The 18,205-nt window shown below is 31.0% G+C and carries 18 protein-coding genes and 1 pseudogene; 10 read left to right on the top strand and 9 right to left on the bottom strand.

Going from position 1 to position 18,205, the window contains the following annotated elements; genetic code table 11:
* Positions 1–73 precede the first annotated feature (73 nt).
* The gene (locus ML436_12020; GenBank protein UMT77843.1) at positions 74–1,156 is read right to left on the bottom strand and encodes an ABC transporter permease; all 1,083 of its coding nucleotides are present in this window, start codon (positions 1,154–1,156) and stop codon (positions 74–76) included.
* On the bottom strand, positions 1,153–1,881 hold the full coding sequence (locus ML436_12015; protein ID UMT77842.1) for an ABC transporter ATP-binding protein: 729 nt from the start codon (positions 1,879–1,881) through the stop codon (positions 1,153–1,155). The genes ML436_12020 and ML436_12015 overlap by 4 nt, the downstream gene beginning before the upstream one ends.
* 133 nt (positions 1,882–2,014) lie before the next feature.
* Here ML436_12015 and ML436_12010 point away from each other — a divergent pair, with 133 nt between their 5' ends.
* Entirely contained in the window at positions 2,015–2,578 is a 564-nt protein-coding gene (locus ML436_12010) for a TetR/AcrR family transcriptional regulator (protein UMT77841.1), read from the top strand.
* 175 nt (positions 2,579–2,753) lie between these two features.
* Here the strand turns inward: ML436_12010 and ML436_12005 are convergent, their stop codons facing one another.
* The 4 genes from ML436_12005 to ML436_11990 form a co-directional block, all read right to left on the bottom strand.
* Positions 2,754–3,209 (bottom strand): DUF3021 domain-containing protein, encoded by a 456-nt coding sequence (locus ML436_12005; protein UMT77840.1) that lies wholly within the window; start codon positions 3,207–3,209, stop codon positions 2,754–2,756.
* Complete coding sequence (locus ML436_12000) at positions 3,206–3,649, bottom strand: LytTR family DNA-binding domain-containing protein (GenBank protein ID UMT77839.1); 444 nt, start codon at positions 3,647–3,649, stop codon at positions 3,206–3,208. The genes ML436_12005 and ML436_12000 overlap by 4 nt, the downstream gene beginning before the upstream one ends.
* 161 nt (positions 3,650–3,810) lie before the next feature.
* A complete protein-coding gene (locus tag ML436_11995) occupies positions 3,811–5,184 on the bottom strand; it encodes a HAMP domain-containing histidine kinase (protein UMT77838.1) in 1,374 nt (457 codons plus the stop codon).
* A complete protein-coding gene (locus ML436_11990) occupies positions 5,177–5,851 on the bottom strand; it encodes a response regulator transcription factor (GenBank protein ID UMT77837.1) in 675 nt (224 codons plus the stop codon). The genes ML436_11995 and ML436_11990 overlap by 8 nt, the downstream gene beginning before the upstream one ends.
* A 134-nt stretch (positions 5,852–5,985) precedes the next feature.
* On the opposite strand from ML436_11990, the gene ML436_11985 reads away from it, so the two are divergent.
* Together ML436_11985 and ML436_11980 are read left to right on the top strand one after the other, a co-directional pair.
* Positions 5,986–7,041: an ABC transporter permease gene (locus ML436_11985; protein ID UMT77836.1), complete on the top strand. Its 1,056-nt coding sequence runs from the start codon at positions 5,986–5,988 to the stop codon at positions 7,039–7,041.
* Positions 7,041–7,706 (top strand): ABC transporter ATP-binding protein, encoded by a 666-nt coding sequence (locus ML436_11980; protein ID UMT77835.1) that lies wholly within the window; start codon positions 7,041–7,043, stop codon positions 7,704–7,706. Before ML436_11985 ends, ML436_11980 begins: the two co-directional genes overlap by 1 nt.
* Before the next feature lie 261 nt (positions 7,707–7,967).
* Here ML436_11980 and ML436_11975 read toward each other — a convergent pair whose 3' ends face one another.
* Positions 7,968–8,939 (bottom strand): YdcF family protein, encoded by a 972-nt coding sequence (locus ML436_11975; GenBank protein ID UMT77834.1) that lies wholly within the window; start codon positions 8,937–8,939, stop codon positions 7,968–7,970.
* 193 nt (positions 8,940–9,132) lie between these two features.
* On the opposite strand from ML436_11975, the gene ML436_11970 reads away from it, so the two are divergent.
* The 4 genes and pseudogenes from ML436_11970 (at position 9,133) to ML436_11955 (ending at position 12,684) form a co-directional block, all read left to right on the top strand.
* Positions 9,133–9,588, top strand: a complete 456-nt coding sequence (locus ML436_11970) for a MarR family transcriptional regulator (GenBank protein ID UMT77833.1) — start codon at positions 9,133–9,135, stop codon at positions 9,586–9,588.
* Between the two features lie 239 nt (positions 9,589–9,827).
* Positions 9,828–11,210, top strand: coding sequence for a hypothetical protein (locus tag ML436_11965; GenBank protein UMT77832.1), 1,383 nt, complete (start codon positions 9,828–9,830; stop codon positions 11,208–11,210).
* Positions 11,211–11,243: 33 nt separating this feature from the next.
* Positions 11,244–11,384, top strand: a pseudogene (locus ML436_11960) (hypothetical protein).
* 82 nt (positions 11,385–11,466) lie between these two features.
* Positions 11,467–12,684 carry a multidrug effflux MFS transporter gene (locus tag ML436_11955; protein ID UMT77831.1) on the top strand — a complete coding sequence of 406 codons (1,218 nt, stop codon included), beginning with the start codon at positions 11,467–11,469 and terminating at the stop codon, positions 12,682–12,684.
* Between the two features lie 197 nt (positions 12,685–12,881).
* Here the strand turns inward: ML436_11955 and ML436_11950 are convergent, their stop codons facing one another.
* Entirely contained in the window at positions 12,882–13,436 is a 555-nt protein-coding gene (locus tag ML436_11950; GenBank protein ID UMT77830.1) for a TetR/AcrR family transcriptional regulator, read from the bottom strand.
* Between the two features lie 120 nt (positions 13,437–13,556).
* On the opposite strand from ML436_11950, the gene ML436_11945 reads away from it, so the two are divergent.
* Positions 13,557–14,204 (top strand): HlyD family efflux transporter periplasmic adaptor subunit, encoded by a 648-nt coding sequence (locus tag ML436_11945; protein ID UMT77829.1) that lies wholly within the window; start codon positions 13,557–13,559, stop codon positions 14,202–14,204.
* Positions 14,205–14,216: 12 nt separating this feature from the next.
* Positions 14,217–16,148 (top strand): DHA2 family efflux MFS transporter permease subunit, encoded by a 1,932-nt coding sequence (locus ML436_11940; GenBank protein UMT77828.1) that lies wholly within the window; start codon positions 14,217–14,219, stop codon positions 16,146–16,148.
* A 251-nt stretch (positions 16,149–16,399) separates the two neighbouring features.
* Here the strand turns inward: ML436_11940 and ML436_11935 are convergent, their stop codons facing one another.
* Positions 16,400–17,038, bottom strand: coding sequence for a hypothetical protein (locus tag ML436_11935; protein ID UMT77827.1), 639 nt, complete (start codon positions 17,036–17,038; stop codon positions 16,400–16,402).
* A 207-nt stretch (positions 17,039–17,245) separates the two neighbouring features.
* Between ML436_11935 and ML436_11930 the strand changes: the two genes are divergently transcribed.
* On the top strand, positions 17,246–18,169 hold the full coding sequence (locus tag ML436_11930) for an alpha/beta hydrolase (protein UMT77826.1): 924 nt from the start codon (positions 17,246–17,248) through the stop codon (positions 18,167–18,169).
* Positions 18,170–18,205: the final 36 nt, after the last annotated feature.

Genomic DNA, 18,205 nt, shown 5'->3' with positions numbered 1-18,205 from the left:
TCGTTTTTTATGCTGATATTTATAGATTTTATAATTGTAAAGTAAAATTATAAATTAGGTTGATTTATAAAATTTATACATGTCTATAGCGTTTTAGACCAACGATGTTTAAGATGATAAAGACGGTGGTGAAAATGACAAGTACTAATAAATCAAACCAAATATGATTCCAGCCTTGTCCTTTAATCATGACATTTGTTAATGCATCACCAGCATATCTTAGCGGAAATAGGTAGCCGATATTACTTAGCCAATTAGGCATATTTTCAAGTGGGAAAATACCTGAAAAGAACACTTGAGGTACAGCGACTAATGGAATAAACTGGATCATTTGGAATTCAGAATTAGCAAATGTAGAAATGAAAATCCCCATTGATAGCGCAGTGATTGCTAAACAAATATTGATTAAAATAACATACCATAAGCTACCAGCTAAACTAATATTCAATAAATAGATTGAAAAAAGAACTATGATTAATGTTTGAACTACCGCGAAAATACCATATCCAATGAGATAACCTATCACAATCTCGCTACGTCGAATTGAAGTTGATAAAACACGCTCTAATGTACCAGTTGTACGTTCTCGTAATAATGCAATACCAGAAATTAGAAATACAAATAGAAATACAAAGAAACCTATTAGAATTGGAAACATTTTATCGAAATAACTGCTGTCTGAATTACCATATAAATAAGAATTTGAGATGCTTATATTTTGATTGTTCGTTGGTTTCATTGATGCAGGCAATTTTTCTACAAGGTGTTTTATACCGCTTAATTTATCTTGCTGAATTGCTTTGCCAACTAATTGTTTAATCATGTTAGACTTGCTAGGATCTTCATTTGTATATACGACATGTAACGTCTGATTTTCTTGATAAATAAAGCCGTCAAGGTGATTGTTTTCTATTTTAGATTTAATATCTTGGTGTGAATGAAATGTTTGTAGTGTTACATCTTTATTTGGGAATTGATTAGTTATATTTGAAGATACTGACGAATCTAACCCGATTTTCAAATCATTTTCGTCCCCATTAAAAATAAAATACATTAAAGTTAATATCAAAATAGGTGCTAAAAACATCAAGGCAAGTGTACGTTTATCGCGTAACATTTCTTTTAACACGCGTCCTATAATGGCTAAAATTTTCATGAGTTATGAACCTCCTCAGCTTTAATAAATACCGCTTCAATGGTATCTACATTAAATTGCTCTTTTAAATTAGCTGGTGTATCTAAAGCAAATAGTTTTCCGTCTACAATAAGTCCCACTTTATCACAACGTTCTGCCTCGTCCATGACATGTGTAGTGACAACAACACTTTTACCTTTTTGTGTCATTTCTTTAAATTGCTTCCAAATATGTTGACGCAATTTAGGGTCTATCCCAACAGTTGGCTCATCTAAAATAATCAAATCCGGTTCTGATAATAATGTCATTGCTATAGATAGTCGGCGTTTCATGCCCCCGGAAAACTGACTAACTTTTTTAGTTAAAGCATGTTCTAAATCTACTAACGTTATATGCTTGTTTATATGATTTTCTAATACTTTTCCTTTAAGGCCTGATAAATGACCAAAAAACTTCAAGTTTTCATATGCAGTTAAATTTTCATATAATGCATCTGTCTGTCCCATATAACCTAATCGTTTTAAAATATTTCGATTAGGCATTTTTTGGTCAAAAATCTCTGCTGAACCCTTATCTATCTTTTCCATTCCTAAAAGGCACTTTATTGTAGTTGTTTTACCAGATCCGCTAGGTCCTATTAAGCCAAGTAATTCACCTTCGTTAATAGTCATACTAATTTGATCTAACACGCGTTGTTTATTATACGTTTTAACTACATTATTTAATGTTGCTATACTTTGAGTCATTGTAGTCCCTCCTGTATTAATACACATTTTGCTTTATTTATATATCATCTTAAGCGTATATTATGATTGCGGATAATAAATTAATAAATAGTGAACATATTTACTTTAAATGTTCGGAAAAGGTGGTGAACCTATGGATCAAACAGCTTTTACAGATAGTCGTATAACAAGAACACTCAATCGTATTCATGATGGATTGTATAGTCTCTTAACGAGAAAGTCATATACCGATATCACTATTAAAGATATTTGTAACGAAAGCCAAATAAGTAGAACAACTTTTTATGCGCATTTTAAAAGTAAAGACGATTTTGTTTATATATACCTTAATATGTTATTGAAAAATGCCAAAAAGAAGTTTCTAAAAGAAGGTATTCCTACGCAAGCCATCTTTTTAAATAAGATGATTCGTTTTTGGTTAAGTGAAGGGCAACTGATATTAAAATTATTAGGCGATGATAGTGCATATAAAATACATCAAGTTATTAAAAAAACTATACAACAAAGAATTGAAATTAATATCGTACCTGTGTTAAATACTAAAATGTTAACGACAAAAGAGAAGTATTTTTTATTAATTTTTATGAGTAATGCTGTAATTGGTGTATTACAAGATTGGGTGATAAGAGGATATAAAGAAAGTCCTAAAGAAGTGGCGGAGATAATGAATAAAATATTTGTAAATGCATTTCGTTAGGTTTTTACCGTGATACGATGATGTCGTAAAGGACAGTTGTAGTTACAATTCAATTTGAGATTAGTAAAGACATATCATTCAGTTCATGCGTATTTAAAATAAATATGACATAAAGCTATACATTGTAGAAGAGACTACTTTAGTGCAATGTATAGCTTTTATAATTTTAATAAAATCATTTTAATTGTTTCAGTTGCTTGTTAATAGTATCTACGTATTTCTTGTTTTTAAAGAATTGAATAATCCAAATCAATACGTAAACCACGATAAACATAATTGTAAACATGATTAGGTAATTCATTGTTAGTGGAAACCAACCGGCAAGCATTGCTAAAGGTAAGAATCCGACATACGTTGTTATGAAATGCATTATAGTTGCTTTAGTAATGCCCCAATCTGTGTATTTAAAGATAAAATCTCCAAGGAAAAAGACGACGCCTATGAGTAACCATAAAATGATAGAAATCAACATTACGGTAGTTTCTGTGAAATGAGTATAATACCATATGCCAATAGTTGATTGTGGATTGAGTGGATAATATTTACCATCTGCAAATAACATACTAAAGAATAGTGAAAGACTTAGACCGACGATTAAGCTGATAAATAATGAGTTGATTAAATGCTTCATAATGATAATCTCTCCTTTATTGTTTTTAAATAGCGTCTTGAAGAATAGGTGTAATGCGCCCCTTTAAGATACATACGTATAAGTCCATTTGGCTCTAATAATAATTTTTCAATGTAATACTTATTGACTATTTCTGATTTGGAAATGCGAATGAAATGCTGTGGTAATTGGTTTTCTAGTTCGTAAAGTCGTAATTTTAGTTTGAATTTTTGATTGCTTGTAACGGCTGTTACATTTTTATTGATAACTTGTAATGTTATAACATCTGATACATGAATGATATGAATTTCTTTGTCTATGTATCCGACTAATGTATTTGATTTGTCTAAATCATTGACTGCATTAATAATACTTTGAACATGATCATTCATTTTAGGTGCATGTATATCAATATAAGATTCCGTCTCATTTTCATTGATAAATAAATTGAGTTTCATCATAGGTTAATGCCTCCTTCAAATTTATTAAACCATAAACGATTATCGATATATTTAAATTATGTTGAATGGTAGAAACTGAATGTTAAGTGGTTAGAAATCGCTAGTCTATATAAAAGATACCCCCTGAAATAAAAACAGAAATGTTTTTCAGGAGGTAGAGATTAATGTGAATTATTTGGCAATGTAATAGTAAATGTCGTTACATTATCAGTACTTTGTGAAAATTGAATTGTACCTTTATGTAATTCCACAATGGATTTTGTAATTGCGAGACCTAAACCATTGCTATTATCATGTTTGCTCACTTTATAAAAACGTTCAAATAAACGTGTTTCAGCTTGTGGGCTAATTGGTGAACCGTCATTGCTTATTTTGAAAATGAGGTTGTTGTGATTATGTTGCAATGAAATATCAATCGCTCCACCAATATCTGTATACTTAATAGCATTTATTAACAAATTACTCAGCGCTTGATGTAACAATCGTTGATTTCCTAGGAAATGTATAGGTTCCAAGTCGGCTAAGATGATTAAAGACTTTTCATCGGCAGCAAATTGCTCGTGACGAATAATCTCTTTAATGAGTTGATCGACTTGTATTTTATCATCGAATAATAAATGTTGGTGATTGTCTAATTCAGATAAAAGTAACAATTCAGTTGTTAATCCACTCAGCTGTGTTGTAATGGTATAAATATCATTTATATATTGTTGGCGTAATATTTTATCAGAAGTTTGTTGTAACTCGCTTAATAAATGATGAATATGCGTTAATGGTGTTTTGATTTCATGAGATACATTTTGTACGAAATGTTGTCTCATTTGATCGACTTGACCCAATGATTCTCTCATCTTATTAAAGTGATACTGTAATGTTCCAATTTCATCTTTTCGTGTTTGTTTGATAGGCGTTTCAAAATCACCTTCAATTAGTCTTTCAGTTGCTTGCTTTAACTTTTGAACTGGACGAATAATTGAATAAGTTGAAGCGATTACTAAGGAAATTGAAATGAATAATAATAATATCAATAATACAGCTAAGAAAGTTCTGAATTCACTAAACGTCTCGCCAATATCAGGACGCATGAATACAGCTAATGAGCCTTCTTTTGTTTTAAAATGAACACCAACTGTATTATCTGTCTCGTTATCAAAGAAACCAGTCACAAATAATTCAAAAGGTTTATTTTTAATACCATGATAGTCTTTGTAGTTTAATACATTGTTAATCGCTTCTTTAGATAACGTATCTTTTCTAAAGGGCTCACCATAAAACGTTTTATGACCTTTTTGATCAATCGTCACGATTTGATAGTTCATTTGTCCTAAATGTTTAAAGTATTGTTGGATATCTGCTGGTTTGGATTCTTGTTCATATTGTCTTGCTTCTTTAAGTGTCCTCATGATTTTAGCATCATTCGCAGCTTTCAAATTAAAATGGTAGTACACATTGGTTAATACAAAGCTTATTAGTGCGCTAAATAAAATGACTGTAATGGAATAAATTGCAATTCTAGCATAGAGCGTTTTAAACATGATTCTCCACCTTATAGCCTTGTCCTCTTACTGTTTCAATGGTAAGTGTGGCATTTAATTTTTTTAATCTTTGACGTAGCCGCTTAATATGAACGTCAACAGTTCGTTCATCTCCTTCATAATCATATCCCCATATTTTTTCGATAATATGTTCACGCGAGAAAATTTGTTTAGGATGGGAAACAAGCATAAATAATAATTGAAACTCTTTATTTGGTAATGTCATTGTTTTATTTTCGACTTGGAGTTCCATATATGACTGATTTAAAGTTAAATTACCGATGGTCATTTTCGTATTTGTGTTGATATCATAACGACGTAATACAGCGCGGATTCTGAAAATGAGTTCTTTAACTTCGAATGGTTTCGTTACATAATCATCTGTACCACTTAAAAATGCACGTTCTTTATCACTAAGCGCATCACGAGCAGTCAGCATAATAACAGGAATATCATAATCATTTTTTAATGTATTACATAATTGAAAACCATCCATACCATCCATCATGATGTCCACAACTGCAATGTCAATTGTTTGATGTTCTAATAATTGTAAAGCTGCTTCACCGTTTGATTGTGTGTATGCATTGATATGTTCAGATTGTAAATGATGAGCGACGTAATTTAGGATTTGAGTGTCGTCATCGACAACAAGACATTGCACCATAGTTATATGCTCCTTATCTTTTTCATTTATTATACATGTAAAATAATTTTGCGTAAAAAAACAATTGTTCATATTGAGTTCACATTTCAATCCTATACTAACTTTAAATTAGAAATAGGGAGAAGTGAATTAAAGTGAAATTAGCGATTAAAGAGATTATGTTTTATAAGTTTCGTTATATTTTAATCACTGTAATCATTATGTTATTAAGTATTATGGTGTTATTTATTAGCGGTCTAGCACAAGGACTAGGTAGGGAAAATATTTCTTTGTTTGAGCATTTTAATAATGATCAATATATTGTTCAAAAAATGAAAGAACCACAAATTGAAAAATCTCAACTTAATGCTGAACAACAACAGCAAATAAAAAATGTAATTCATCAAGAGCCACTTAAAATGAATGTTCAAACATTGAAAATGTCAGATAAAGATCAAGACGTTATCACGATGAATGATGTTAAACAACAGCGTTTAAAATTAATAAAAGGGGAGTACCCGAAAAATGAACATGAAGTAGCTATCAATGATAAGTTAGCTGCTGATAACATTAGAGTCGGAGACAGAGTTCATTTTAAAAATAATTCAACAACTTATAGAGTGTCAGGCGTCTTAAGTGACACAATGTATGCACACAGTTCTATCGTGTTACTGAATGATCAAGGATTCAATGAAATGAACAAAGTAAGTACATCGTTTTATCCAGTGAAGAATATGACGAAACAACAGCGTGATGATATTAATAAAATTGATGGAGTTCAAATTGTTAATGAAAATGATTTAACGAGCAATATTGCGAGTTATCAAGCAGAACAAGCACCGTTAAATATGATGATTGTTAGTTTGTTTGTCATTACAGCCATTGTTTTAAGTGCCTTTTTCTATGTCATGACGATTCAAAAGATTTCGCAAATTGGTATTTTAAAAGCAATTGGTATTAAAACAAGACATTTATTAAGTGCCTTAGTTATACAAATTTTAACGTTAACAATCATTGGTGTAGGTATCGCTGTAGGGATTATAGTTGGACTATCATTTATTATGCCTGTGACTATGCCATTTTACTTAACAGCTGAAAACATTGTATTAATGGTAGGGTTATTTATCGTAGTCGCAATTATAGGTGCGACATTATCATTCATCAAATTATTTAAAGTTGACCCTATAGAAGCAATCGGAGGTGCGGAATAATGACTTTGTTAGTGAAAGATATTATTAAAAATTTTGGAGAAGGTTTGTCAGAAACAAAAGTGTTGAAAGGTATTAATTTCGAAGTGAAACAAGGAGAGTTTGTAATCTTAAATGGTGCTTCTGGTTCTGGTAAAACAACTTTACTTACAATTTTAGGGGGACTATTGAGTCAAACGAGTGGAGAAGTATTTTATAATGATGGACCTTTATTTGATAAACAGCATCGACCTAGTGATTTAAGATTGAATGAAATTGGATTTATCTTCCAATCATCACATTTAGTACCTTATTTAAAAGTAATTGAACAATTAACATTAGTAGGTCAAGAAGCGGGAATGTCTAAACAAGAAAGTTTAGCAAGAGCTACAGAGTTATTACAAAATATTGGTTTAGGACATCGTCTGAATGTATTTCCTCATCAATTATCTGGTGGCGAAAAACAACGCGTTGCGATTATGAGAGCTTTTATGAATCATCCTAAAATTATTTTAGCTGATGAACCAACGGCAAGTCTTGACGCGGATAGAGCTACAGAGGTAGTAGAAATGATAAGACACCAAATTAAAGAACATCATATGGTTGGAATTATGATTACTCATGATAGAAGATTGTTTGAATATGCTGATCGAGTTATCGAGTTAGAAGACGGGAAAATAACTGGTTAGTTATACGAATCAAACTATAATTGATAATAATTCAAAGGATTTTCACTAAAAAATCATTAATAAAATTGACGTGGAGATTCGACAAAGATATTTTGTAATTGCAAGAAACTATAACAAAGAAAAAAGGGCAATTCTTACCAGGATTATAGGTAGAAATTGCCTTTTTCATTTTATATTTTCTGACACATATAATTATAATGGCTGTTCAGTAAGATTGACGCAATATTGGAAACAACATATAATGATAGTTTGCTTGTCGACTTATCGACTATAAATAAATGCACAATAAAAGCTTATAAACCAACTACTTGCGCAATAAAGTGTGAGTAATAATTTATATTGATACATGACACCTAAATAATCTTTGATAAGCGCATGTAAGAAAAAATGATACGGCGTATGGCTACCAACACCATCGACAGATAGACTGAGTTTTTGAGCTAATCGTAGTGCTCGTAATATATGGAATTGACTTGTTACACAGACGATTTTAACTTCCTTTGGGAAAAATTTTGCGATGATTTGTTTAGAATATAAAAAGTTTGTGTATGTATTTATTGAGTGGGATTCCATTAAAATATCGGCTTCATCTACGCCTTGAGCAATCAAATAGGGTTGCATAGCTAAAGCTTCAGAAATTGGTTCATCAGGTCCCTGACCGCCGGAAACTAATATTTTAGTTGGTGATGTTTGATGTTGATAGATAGCAAGTGCACGATCTAAGCGTGCGGCGAGCATCGGTGTTACAGATTCAGTGAAAATACCAGCGCCTAACACAATAATGACATCAACTTCATTATCATATGATCGATGACCATAAGAGGTTGTCCAAACAAGATAACAGATAAATGTTAGTAATAAAGATATGCATAATATTGCAAGCCACATAGCAAAACCTTTTACAATAGGTTGTTGATTCGTGCTTATAAATAGAAGTGCTGATGTGTAGAGTACGAATTTATATGAAAAAGATAATAATTTTTTAATAAATAAGTGGCTAGAAGTATGAGAAAATAAGTATCTATGTTTGAATAGCATGATAATACTGACTATTAAAAATGTTACAAACATAGACCAGGGGAAAGTGTATGTCATGATGCTATAGATGAGTGACAAAAATATCGATATGACAACAGAAATGTAGCATGTTAAATTCAACGTTAACGTATTGTTAAAAAGTAACGGACAAATAACGCTGAGTATAAATATTGATAATAATAAATTCAATAACATACTGACACCTCGTTCTTAAGAAATATAACTATAAATTTAGATGATTTATTTCATTAAAGCAAGAAGAACGACGCTACATGTGAGTCTTACTTTGTTGTACTATATATAAGCCGATATTTTTGTATATATTAGATGTGCGATACAATGATTGCTGAGGATACTTTATAAAAATAGTAATTAGGGAGAAATCATTATGGTAAAACATTTACAAGACCATATTCAATTTTTAGAGCAGTTTATAAATAACGTTAATGCATTAACTGCAAAAATGTTAAAAGATTTACAAAATGAATATGAAATTTCATTAGAGCAATCCAACGTACTAGGTATGTTGAATAAAGAACCTTTGACAATTAGTGAAATCACGCAAAGACAGGGTGTAAATAAAGCAGCAGTAAGTAGACGCATTAAAAAGCTGATAGATGCAAAATTAGTTAAATTAGATAAACCAAACTTAAACATAGATCAGCGATTAAAGTTCATAACGCTAACAGATAAGGGTAGAGCTTATTTGAAAGAACGTAATGCGATTATGACTGATATTGCGCAAGATATCACAAATGACTTAAAATCAGAGGACATTGAGAATGTCAGACAAGTATTAGAAGTCATCAATCATCGTATAAAAACATATAGCAATCATAAATAGAGTTTTGAAGGTGTTCAAATATAAGACTAAATATGTATGTATTGAACGCCTTCTTTTTAGTTATAATTGAGAGAGTACTTTCATTAATAATGTAATAAGGTACAATTCTAAAGTAAAGTTAATCATTTCTTGAATTGTATTCTTGTGATAATATTTGTAAAATAATAATGGTAAAATAAGAAAATAATTTTTGGAATATACATATAACATATGAAGCGGAATGGAATTGAGGTGAAAATATGAAATCTTGCCCGAAATGTGGACGTCAAGTGAAAGAGGATGCAGAAATGTGTTCTCATTGTGGACATCAATTTGATCGTGGTCAAGCATTATATAGAAAGTCAACTGATGAAGACATGCAAACGAATAACATCAAGATTAGAAAAATGGTGCCGTGGGCAATTGGATTCTTCATAATAATCTTAATCATAATATTGTTCTTTTTATTACGGAATTTTAATTCACCTGAAGCTCAAACTAAAATTTTAGTAAATGCGATTGAAAATAATGATAAACAAAAAGTAGCAACCTTATTAAGCACTAAAGACAATAAAGTCGATTCTGAAGAGGCAAAAGTATATATACGGTATATCAAAGATGAAGTTGGTCTTAAACAATTTGTAACCGATCTTGAAAACACAGTCCATAAATTAAATAGTAGTAAGACAAGTGTTGCTTCTTATATTCAAACAAGGTCAGGACAAAATGTTTTACGTGTTAGTAAAAATGGCAGACGTTATATCTTTTTCGATAATATGAGCTTCACAGCACCTACTAAACAACCAATTATAAAACCTAAAGAAAGAACTAAATATGAATTTAAAGCGGGTGGTAAGAAAAAGGTTGTTGTAGCTGAAGCAAATAAAGTTACACCGTTAGGTAACTTCATACCAGGTAAATATAGAATTGCTGCAATGAAAGCTACAGAAAATGGTGAATTTCCAGGGCATTTAAAATTTGATTTCCGACAAAGTAATTCTGAAACCGTGGATGTTACAGAAGATTTTGAAGAAGCGAATATTTCAGTAACTTTAAAAGGTGATACAAAATTAAAAGATAGCTCTAAAAAAATAACAATTAATGATAAAGAAATGGCATTTTCAAGTTCAAAAACATATGGACCATATCCTCAAAATAAAGATATTACCATTTCGGCTTCAGGTAAAGCGAAAGATAAGACATTCACAACTCAAACTAAAACCATTAAAGCAAGTGATTTAAAATATAATACAGAAGTAACATTGAACTTCGACAGCGAAGATATTGATGATTATGTAGAAAAGAAAGAAAAAGAAGAAAATAGTTTAAAAAATAAATTGATTGAATTCTTTGCAGGATATTCTTTAGCGAATAATGCAGCGTTTAATCAATCTAACTTTGATTTTATATCATCGTATATTAAAAAAGGGTCTTCATATTATGATGATATAAAAAAGAGTTTATCTAAAGGAAGATTAATGATGATTAGTTCACCTCAAATTTTGGATGCTGAACAGCATGGTAATAAAATAATGGCAACTGTCCGCTTGGTAAATGAAAAAGGTGAAGAAATTGATAAGAAATATGAACTAGAAGAAGGTTCACAAGATCAATTACAACTAATTAAGACAACAGACAAATAAAGAACAGAACTTAAATAAGATGCATGTGTATATGAATACAAACAACATCCTTTCAAAGTATTTACAATAAGTGTAAATTACTTCGAAGGGATTGTTTTTTGTGAAAAAATTTTGGGGAAGCTAAAATTTATATCTTTAATAAGTTGTAATGATGTTCATGAATCTTGTGAGTAATGCTAATATATAAAAGAGCATATTTAAATATATTTTGGGATTGTTATATTTATGAAAAGAGCAATATAAAGGAGATAGTAATATGAATGACTTAACAAATTTTAATAAGCGCTCGCCTATATTTATTATTATATTAGGTGCTTTAACCGCCATTGGTGCGTTATCAATTGATATGTTTTTACCAGGTTTGCCAGATATAAGACATGACTTTCAAACTACAACATCAAATGCACAGTTAACATTATCTATGTTTATGATTGGTTTGGCGTTTGGTAATTTATTTGCTGGTCCGATTTCGGATTCGACTGGACGCAGAAAGCCGCTCATTATAGCGATGATTATATTTACATTGGCGAGTTTAGGAATTGTTTTCGTTCATAATATTTGGATTATGATTATCTTGAGATTTATTCAAGGTGTGACAGGCGGTGCAGCTGCCGTTATTTCTAGAGCTATTGCTAGTGATATGTATAGTGGTAACGAATTGACAAAATTTATGGCATTATTAATGCTTGTAAATGGAATAGCACCTGTCATTGCACCAACTTTAGGTGGTATTATTTTAAACTATTCTATTTGGAGAATGGTGTTCGTAATTTTAACTATTTTTGGTTTCGTCATGGTCATCGGTTCGTTATTAAAAGTGCCCGAATCTTTAGCTATGACAAATCGTGAATCCCATGGTGGATTAAAATCAATGTTTAAAAATTTCAAAGTACTATTGAAAACGCCACGCTTCGTATTGCCAATGCTCATCCAAGGTATGACCTTTGTAATATTATTTACTTACATATCTGCGTCACCGTTTATTATTCAAAAAATTTATGGCATGTCAGCACTACAATTTAGCTGGATGTTTGCAGGTATAGGTATAACATTAATTATTTCTAGTCAGCTTACAGGTTATTTGGTTGATTATGTGAATCCTCAAAAATTGATGAGAGTAATGACGATGATTCAAATTATTGGGGTATTATTAGTAACTTTAACATTGCTCAATCACTGGAATTTTTGGATACTAGCAATCAGTTTTGTGATCTTAATCGCACCAGTTACTGGTGTTGCGACGCTTGGATTTACAATCGCTATGGATGAAAGTAGCAGCGGCCGAGGAAGCTCATCAAGCTTATTGGGATTGGTTCAATTTTTATTTGGTGGTATTGCCTCACCATTGGTAGGAATAAAAGGCGAAGAGAATCCAATGCCATATATTTTTATTATTGTAACTGCAGCGTTGTTACTTATTATTTTACAAATATATAATATGAAAGTGTTTAAAACAGATAAATCAACAATGTAGCATTTCTATAATATTAAAAGACAAAATCAAAATAGAGCACCATGTATTTGTGTTCAAAATACAACTTAAATAATAAAAAATGTCGAGATCAACTTGTAGGAATCTCGGCATTTTTGTAGTTAAAGACAGTATTAAGTAGTTTTATATTTCATATCATATAGCTTATATTAACTTGACTTGCTTATTAGTGATTCTATTTATGGGTTTTGAAGTTTAATCGTATTAGCTAATAGAATAGTAGCTACTTCCTCAGGTGATTCGTGACAACCGCTTGAAAGCCAATTGATGAATACACCAGCTTGTCCACCAATGACATATGTGACGTAAAGCTGTTTATTCGTAACAGTTGTACTATAATCGCTAACAATTTGTTGATAATAATCTCTCGCTAAATCAACATAGTCTATGAATAATGTTTTCATAGGATAAGTGACTAAAATATCTTTGAAAAATTGTTCGTTACGCTTGATATATTTTGCAATAATAATGAAGAATTTATAAAGTTTAAGTTTATCTTGTTTAATATTATCAAAATTATGATGTAGTGCACGAAGAAGAAAATGGAATTTTTCTTTATGTTTTGAATTGATGGTTTCCAATAAATCATATTTATCTTTATAGTAATCATAAAATGTAGAACGATTAATATTGCTGTATGCACAAATCATTTTAGTGGATATTTCTTGGAAAGGGTATTCAGCCATCAAATCAACAAGTGCATTTTGAATTTCTATTTTGGCTTGTCGTTTCATATTGTTACACCTTTGTGAATTTTAACCAACACTCTTATAAAAATTGTTGGTGTTTTTTTAATTGTCATGTCTCTATAATAAATAAAGTGAATTTTAAAAGCAAATAGGAGGAAATGTTTCATGAAGAAGATGATATTAATCAATGTCATTACAGTTGTTGTGTTATTAGCAATTGGGATTGCTGGCTTTTATTTCTGGAATAAAACAACAAGCTATGTAACAACTGATAATGCAAAAGTAAATGGCGATCAAATTAAAATAGCAAGTCCTGCATCTGGACAAATTAAATCACTTAATGTTAAACAAGGTGACAAACTTGATAAAGGTGACAAAGTAGCAACTGTTACTGTACAAGGTCAAGATGGCGAAACGAAAGATATGGATCTTAAAATGCCTCAAAAAGGTACAATTGCTAAATTAGATGGTATGGAAGGTTCAATGGTGCAAGCTGGTAACCCAATCGCTTATGCATACAATTTAGATGATTTATATGTAACAGCAAATATTGACGAAAAAGATATTAAAGATGTTGAAGTAGGTAAAGATGTTGATGTGACTATTGACGGTCAAAAAGCTTCTATTAAAGGTAAAGTTGATAGTATTGGAAAAGCAACTGCTGCAAGCTTTTCATTAATGCCATCATCAAATAGTGATGGTAACTACACTAAAGTTTCTCAAGTAATACCTGTTAAAATTACTCTAGAATCAGAACCGTCTAAACAAGTTGTTCCTGGAATGAACGCTGAAGTAAAAATCCATAAAAATTAAGGGGGTCATTAAATGACTACGACCTTCATTATTAGCTACATTATTTTAGCGCTCATTATTGTTGGGGTTATCAATTTATTTTTAATTAGATCAAGAAAAAAGGGCAAACGCCAACAAAAGGAACAACAATTTACGACACGTCAATCAAATCAATCTAAATTTAAAGCTAGTGATTTAGACAAAACAACTGATCAATCGACACAACGTATGACGCATGAAGAGTTGCGTGTTGACAATCAAGATGATCATAGCCAAGTTAGTCTAAATGGTTACACAAAGGGGTCTGAGAAAGATCGAGAAGCATTCACTAATAATAATGATGGGGAAGCAGTTGCTGCTAAAAATCCTAACTCAGAAGAATATAAAGTGAATGAAAAAATTAAAAAAGAACATAAAAACTTTATTTTTGGTGAAGGTGTTTCACGCGGTAAAATTTTAGCGGCATTATTGTTCGGTATGTTTATTGCGATTTTAAACCAAACATTATTAAATGTTGCTTTGCCAAAGATTAATACAGAGTTTAATATTTCCGCTTCAACAGGACAATGGTTGATGACTGGATTTATGTTAGTAAACGGTATTTTAATACCAATAACGGCGTATCTATTTAATAAATATTCATATCGAAAATTATTTTTAGTTGCGTTAGTACTCTTTACAATCGGTTCATTAATCTGTGCGATTTCAATGAATTTTCCAATTATGATGGTTGGACGTGTATTACAGGCAGTTGGTGCAGGTGTATTAATGCCTTTAGGATCAATTGTTATTATTACAATTTATCCACCTGAAAAACGTGGTGCTGCAATGGGTACAATGGGTATCGCAATGATTTTAGCACCAGCTATTGGTCCAACGTTATCAGGTTATATCGTACAAAATTATCATTGGAATGTGATGTTTTACGGTATGTTTATTATCGGTATAATCGCCATTTTAGTTGGTTTTGTGTGGTTTAAATTATATCAATATACTACAAATCCTAAAGCTGATATTCCAGGTATTATCTTTAGTACGATTGGTTTCGGTGCTTTGTTATATGGTTTCTCAGAAGCTGGAAACAAAGGTTGGGGTTCAGTAGAGATAGAAACAATGTTTGCTATCGGTATTATCTTTATTATTCTATTCGTTATTAGAGAATTAAGAATGAAATCACCAATGTTGAATTTAGAAGTATTAAAATTCCCAACATTTACATTAACAACAATTATTAATATGGTTGTAATGTTAAGTTTATATGGTGGTATGATTTTATTACCAATTTATTTACAAAATTTACGCGGATTCTCAGCATTAGATTCTGGTTTGTTACTATTACCAGGTTCACTTGTTATGGGACTACTTGGACCATTTGCAGGTAAATTGTTAGATACTATTGGTTTGAAACCATTAGCCATCTTCGGTATTGCTGTAATGACTTATGCAACGTGGGAATTAACTAAATTAAATATGGATACACCATATATGACAATCATGGGTATCTATGTACTTCGTTCATTTGGTATGGCATTTATAATGATGCCAATGGTAACTGCAGCTATTAATGCGTTACCGGGACGACTTGCCTCTCATGGTAATGCTTTCTTAAATACGATGCGTCAATTAGCAGGCTCTATAGGTACAGCAATCTTAGTTACTGTTATGACAACACAAACAACACAACATTTATCAGCTTTTGGGGAAGAGTTAGATAAAACGAATCCGATTGTTCAAGATCATATGCGTGAGTTAGCATCACAATATGGCGGACAAGAAGGCGCAATGAAAGTGTTACTACAATTTGTAAATAAACTAGCAACGGTTGAAGGTATTAATGATGCATTTATAGTTGCAACGATATTTAGCATCATCGCCTTAATTTTATGTTTATTTTTACAAAGTAATAAAAAAGCAAAAGCTACGGCTCAAAAGTTAGAAGCAAGCTCAAATAACAATCATGAATAAATTGAATTAAATTAATTGAAGTGTGACTAATCAAAAATTATGTTGTGGGGACATGATTTTTAAAGTATCGGTGCCAAATATGGTTATCGATACTTTTTTTATTTGTTGATTTATAAAATAAAAGGGGAGTTATTAGATGAAAAAATTGGACAGTAACGAAGTAGGTCCTTAATAAAGAAAAAGCAGGGAGTGGGTCAACGAAATGAATTTTGTGAAAATAACATTTCTGTCCCAATCCCTACTATATAACATTATTTTAAACGAGGCATGCGATTACGGAAGAATAAGCTTATAACAAGTAAACCGATACTACAGCCCAATAAAATGATACCATTATGAATAGCATCAGCTTCTGTAATCACTTGATCTGGTGGTACATTTAAATAATATCGTTTTAAAGCATCTGCAATTTCTTGAGCAAGTGCTTTAATAATATAACTGAAATACAATGTAATGACTAACATAATTGCTAACACTAAAATATTTACTACTTTTAGAACTGTGCGATTAAAAACAATTGTCAGTATTGTAATGACTAAACTAACGATACATAAAATAAAGAAACCGTTAAAAACTAAAATTAAGCGATCGATTCCTTGTTGTAAATCATTGATATTACCCAAGTTAATATTCAATTGATGCATTTTTCCAATTGTCTCGTTAAAATTTTTAATGCCATCAAAATCTACTGATTCTTTTGTGAAGACAATATTAAAAATAGGTTGTTTCCACATGCTATATCCAGCGATTGCGGTTAATATAACAACAATGATTTGAATAATCATGCTTACCAATGAACGCTTTTTCTTACCATATCGCTTACCACGATGAATATTCGGTTGTTGAAACGTCTCATCAAATGGTTCTAATCGTTGATTTGGATTTGTCATGCAAGGCACCTCCGTATAAAGTTCTTTTCTTTACTTATCAATATGTCTAGTTGTCTGTTATAATGATGAAAAATCACTGTTCATTTGTAGTCTTAAATTTGAAAGTGAAAAAGAAAATATCTTCTACATTATATACTTTTTTTGACAAAGAATGTAGGGGATAGACAATCATTGGATACATAAAATATATAAAGGTAGGTTAAGACATTGATTAGAAACCGTGTTATGAATAGTGTTGTGAATAAATATTTGCTTCACAATCGTTCTATTATGTTTAAAAATGATCAAGATGTTGAAAGATTTTTTTATAAACGAGAAATTGAAAATCGAAAAAAACATAAGCAACCATCAACATTAAATGTTAAAGCAAATTTAGAAAAATTATCTTTAGATGATATGCAGGTCTTTCGCTTTAATTTTAGACATCAAGTTGATAAGAAAATTTTATACATTCATGGTGGATTCAATGCATTACAACCATCACCGTTCCATTGGAGATTGTTGGATAAAATTACTTTGAGTACATTATATGAAGTGGTACTACCTATCTATCCAAAGACACCAGAATATCACATTGAGGACACTTTCCAAGCAATACAACGTGTTTATGATCAATTGGTATCGGAAGTAGGTCACCAAAACATTGTAGTCATGGGCGATGGCTCAGGTGGCGCATTAGCACTATCGTTTGTACAATCATTATTAGATGCGCATAAGCCTTTACCAAATAAAGTATATTTAATTTCACCAATTTTAGATGCAACGTTATCCAATAAAGATATATCGGAAACATTAATTGAGCAAGATGCGGTTTTAAGTCAATTTGGTGTTAATGAGATTATGAAAAAGTGGGCAAATGGTATTCCATTAACAGATAAGCGAGTGTCACCTATAAATGGCACAATCGTAGGGTTACCACCAGTGTATATGTTTGGTGGCGGTCGTGAAATTGCATATCCTGATATGAAGTTATTCGAACAAATGATGTTACAGCATCATCAGTATATAGAGTTTTACGATTATCCTAAAATGGTTCATGATTTTCCTGTATATCCAATCCGTCAATCACACAAAGCTATTAAACAAATTGCTAAATCGATAGACGAGGATGTTATTCAAAATAATCAATAATAAAATTGAAACCCAGTTATGATAGATTCAAGTTAG

The organism is Staphylococcus roterodami (assembly GCA_022493055.1).
Taxonomy (GTDB): Bacteria; Bacillota; Bacilli; order Staphylococcales; family Staphylococcaceae; genus Staphylococcus; species Staphylococcus singaporensis.
The sequence above is the reverse complement of the archived record's forward strand: the minus strand, read 5'-3'. Positions and strand labels throughout refer to the sequence as shown.

What these genes read in the sequence shown, in the direction of transcription:
- ML436_12020 (UMT77843.1), bottom strand. Translation starts at nt 1,156, where the DNA reads ATGAAAATTTTAGCCATTATAGGACGCGTGTTAAAAGAAATGTTACGC.
- ML436_12015 (UMT77842.1), bottom strand. Translation starts at nt 1,881, where the DNA reads ATGACTCAAAGTATAGCAACATTAAATAATGTAGTTAAAACGTATAAT.
- ML436_12010 (UMT77841.1), top strand. Translation starts at nt 2,015, where the DNA reads ATGGATCAAACAGCTTTTACAGATAGTCGTATAACAAGAACACTCAAT.
- ML436_12005 (UMT77840.1), bottom strand. Translation starts at nt 3,209, where the DNA reads ATGAAGCATTTAATCAACTCATTATTTATCAGCTTAATCGTCGGTCTA.
- ML436_12000 (UMT77839.1), bottom strand. Translation starts at nt 3,649, where the DNA reads ATGATGAAACTCAATTTATTTATCAATGAAAATGAGACGGAATCTTAT.
- ML436_11995 (UMT77838.1), bottom strand. Translation starts at nt 5,184, where the DNA reads ATGTTTAAAACGCTCTATGCTAGAATTGCAATTTATTCCATTACAGTC.
- ML436_11990 (UMT77837.1), bottom strand. Translation starts at nt 5,851, where the DNA reads ATGGTGCAATGTCTTGTTGTCGATGACGACACTCAAATCCTAAATTAC.
- ML436_11980 (UMT77835.1), top strand. Translation starts at nt 7,041, where the DNA reads ATGACTTTGTTAGTGAAAGATATTATTAAAAATTTTGGAGAAGGTTTG.
- ML436_11975 (UMT77834.1), bottom strand. Translation starts at nt 8,939, where the DNA reads ATGTTATTGAATTTATTATTATCAATATTTATACTCAGCGTTATTTGT.
- ML436_11970 (UMT77833.1), top strand. Translation starts at nt 9,133, where the DNA reads ATGGTAAAACATTTACAAGACCATATTCAATTTTTAGAGCAGTTTATA.
- ML436_11965 (UMT77832.1), top strand. Translation starts at nt 9,828, where the DNA reads ATGAAATCTTGCCCGAAATGTGGACGTCAAGTGAAAGAGGATGCAGAA.
- ML436_11955 (UMT77831.1), top strand. Translation starts at nt 11,467, where the DNA reads ATGAATGACTTAACAAATTTTAATAAGCGCTCGCCTATATTTATTATT.
- ML436_11950 (UMT77830.1), bottom strand. Translation starts at nt 13,436, where the DNA reads ATGAAACGACAAGCCAAAATAGAAATTCAAAATGCACTTGTTGATTTG.
- ML436_11945 (UMT77829.1), top strand. Translation starts at nt 13,557, where the DNA reads ATGAAGAAGATGATATTAATCAATGTCATTACAGTTGTTGTGTTATTA.
- ML436_11940 (UMT77828.1), top strand. Translation starts at nt 14,217, where the DNA reads ATGACTACGACCTTCATTATTAGCTACATTATTTTAGCGCTCATTATT.
- ML436_11935 (UMT77827.1), bottom strand. Translation starts at nt 17,038, where the DNA reads ATGACAAATCCAAATCAACGATTAGAACCATTTGATGAGACGTTTCAA.